This window comes from Rhodopirellula sp. UBA1907, from assembly GCF_002337565.1.
Taxonomy (GTDB): Bacteria; Planctomycetota; Planctomycetia; order Pirellulales; family Pirellulaceae; genus Rhodopirellula; species Rhodopirellula europaea.
The window spans coordinates 2,859-5,687 of sequence record NZ_DDGH01000021.1 but is presented as its reverse complement, the minus strand read 5'-3'; the positions used below and the strand labels follow the sequence as shown (position 1 = coordinate 5,687).

Annotated in this window: 2 protein-coding genes; one reads left to right on the top strand and one right to left on the bottom strand. The window is 56.0% G+C overall.

What is annotated here, in order from left to right; genetic code table 11:
• Positions 1-1,725 precede the first annotated feature (1,725 nt).
• On the top strand, positions 1,726-2,142 hold the full coding sequence (locus B2R17_RS04955) for a helix-turn-helix domain-containing protein (RefSeq protein ID WP_286763096.1): 417 nt from the start codon (positions 1,726-1,728) through the stop codon (positions 2,140-2,142).
• Positions 2,143-2,225: 83 nt separating this feature from the next.
• On the opposite strand, the gene B2R17_RS04950 is transcribed toward B2R17_RS04955, so the two are convergent.
• Entirely contained in the window at positions 2,226-2,699 is a 474-nt protein-coding gene (locus tag B2R17_RS04950; RefSeq protein ID WP_349676984.1) for a hypothetical protein, read from the bottom strand.
• Positions 2,700-2,829: the final 130 nt, after the last annotated feature.

Here is a 2,829-nt window from a genome sequence, read left to right as displayed (position 1 = left end):
CACTTGTCCAAGGTCACGAACGTTGTCCTGACTTGATCCAGTGCAGAGCATCCCAGCCAGCCCGACGCGTAAGAACGAAACTCGCGAAGACGCGATGACATGGACACGCCTCGGCTCTTACCAATGATCCTTCCGGCTCGCTGCAGCGAGTGGTCCTCAAGCGAAGACCAGCGTCAACCTGACTCGGTGCTGCATACACTGGGGAGGTCTTTTCGTTGGGCCGTCGATTCGGCCTGTCGAGAACTGTCACCACTGTCGGGGTTGCACCAGCTCAAATCAACGACGACTTGGCGACATCGGCGCACCAAAGTAGGCGACTCTCAGATGTCGCCATTCCCATAAGGGACCATAAGCGACACGCCCTTCTCTGACGAACGGGCGAGTCGCAGTTGACTGATTGTGCGTTTAGTCAGCGAGTAAGTTCTCCGCACACGATGTCGCCAAACTTGGCCAATCGAGAACAGTCACATGCGATTGTTGGCTCCGCTGGGCATTGCTGGCGAAGCACCGCTGAAGCGGCTCACCGACGCTATACGAGACGTTCGCAGATGAGGCGATCCAATCTTCAGAACACGACATTGGCGTGTTGCATCACATGCAACATTCGGCGAGCGCTCGCCGAATCAGAGGTGAACAAGCTGCAAGCAATCGCGAGTTGAGAGGCCCGCTATTCCAAGGTACATCGACGGGCGATTCGGCCTCACCAATTCACCCACGCAACTGAGATAGGGAACATGAGACGTTGCTGCAGAAAGAGGAACGGAGCATCCAGGCCTTCCGCAAGACGCCGTGCCAGCGAAGCAGAATAGAAAGCCGCCTGGATGGTGTTCGAGCAGACGCAGCCGAAGTAATCCCCAGCGTTGTCGAACTTCATACCCCTGCTAGCTAAGCGTGGCGGCTACGGGGACCGCTGAGACGGTGGTCCATCGGGAGAAGTGATCTGGCGAGGCTTACGCCGAATTCTCAACGTCGCGATGTGGTGGCAAGCCTTCGGACCAGAGCGATGATCGCATGGATAATCAATAGCCATGAGATCGCCTACACGGTGCGAAGAACGCCTGACATTTAGCACGCACTCGTCCCCGAGTTCATTCGCAACATGCAGCTGGCATCTCCTTCGCTTGCAACGACACCCCATGCTCATCTTGGTGCGAAGATCAATCGCGATCGTCACCCGGCACTACCAACCAGCCAACGGAAATCAGATGCAGCACAGCCCCCAAGCAACCAACCACCTCGTCGAACGTGCGGTCAATTGGGCGATCCCGATTCAGCCCGTCATGCCAACGCCCTTACTTCGTCAGGCCTTTCTGTCCGCCCGCGGAACCTCTGCGGTGCCTGGATTTACGTGTTGCATCCTGTGCAACATGTTTTGTTGCGTCTGCCGCATCACGCTGACGCACCTGTAAAGCGTGGGCACGATACGCCCCCAAAACTACCGTGCAAAAGACACATGGGTCAGCGGGCAAATTCAGGTCATTTTGGCAGCACCGGACCAATCGACCCTCACACGAGGGGAGGAAGGCGTTTCATTCCACCACCTTTTCAAACTTTGTCGTTGCTTGGATCGCAACACGAATTCGGCGGCTCCCGTCCAGGCCAGCCGAATTCCGAACGGAAAGCCTCGCGTTTTTGGGGCTAGATCGAGATTGGAACAAAATCCAATCTGTCAAACGTTGCTGAGACGCAACAAACTAAGTACCAACTCGCATGGAACGTCAAATCATGGGAATCTCACACGCTCGCGCTTCGCTCGAACAGTCGATCAGCGAAAGAATTAGCGAATTTCTTCGAAGATGCAACAAGCGAGGACACAGCCACCCGTTGCATCAAAAGCAATTCCCCAACTACACACGGCTCGCAAAGCTTTGCTTCTGTAACAAGTCAACGATCACTCGCATTGCCACTGGAGAGCAGAGCAAAGTCGACAAGGAAACGCTCGACGTGATCTGTGCGTTGTCTGGCATTTCCCCTCCGGCATCGCTAAAGAAACTGTTTCTTCACTGCGACGAGATGCAGGAACGGCAAAGGCGATTGGAGGACGCCGAAGAGGCCGTGAACAATGGTGCAAACTCGGTCGGCGACGTCATTGATGCGATTATGTTCGGGATCCAACAACGCGTGAAGGAACTGCATGGTTAATAGCTCTGGGGGCTAAGAAAAACGCTGCCATGCCCACCGTCCGGGAACGATGGGCATGGCATATTTGACTGGCCTGGCGATTGCTAGTGAACCAATTGATCCTTGAGCTTGCCGATCAGTTCGCTAGCTTGCTTCAGTGTCAGATGCTGCGGCGAGGAGACGCCGTAGACCTCGTCCAAGTGAGAAGCCAATCGCGTGTTGGTCTTCGACGCGATCGCATGGATCGCACGTACCTGAGCTTCCGTTGCCGGACGCGGATCCGGCCCCGAACGTGCGTGACTCTTGGCGTGCCTGTTTTCGACAATGTCACCCGGTCTGCTTGCAAGCTCCCGGTCAACTTGCCGGCGGCACACCGCGAAGGCTTGTTGCAGGCGATCCGAGAGCAGCCCGACATCCGCGTTCACTTCATCATCGATGTCGATTTCCATTTGGCAGGTCGCTGCGGTGTTGCCGCCACTAGTCTGCCCGTCGTGGCGAGTCAGGCTTACCATCATTCGTGTCGTCATGTCCGTATCCTTGTCGGTGTCAGAGAGTTTAGTTTCAGGGAGGTGAATCACTGCCGGGCAAAAGCCAGTGAAAATGGAGCCATTCGATCTCGGCCTCAATCGCTTCCGAGCGGAGAGCGAAGGGGCCAAGCACGGGACCGCCAACCGGTGAGAGGTCGGCGGTCCATTGACCATTCATCGT

What these genes read in the sequence shown, in the direction of transcription:
- B2R17_RS04955 (WP_286763096.1), top strand. Translation starts at nt 1,726, where the DNA reads ATGGGAATCTCACACGCTCGCGCTTCGCTCGAACAGTCGATCAGCGAA.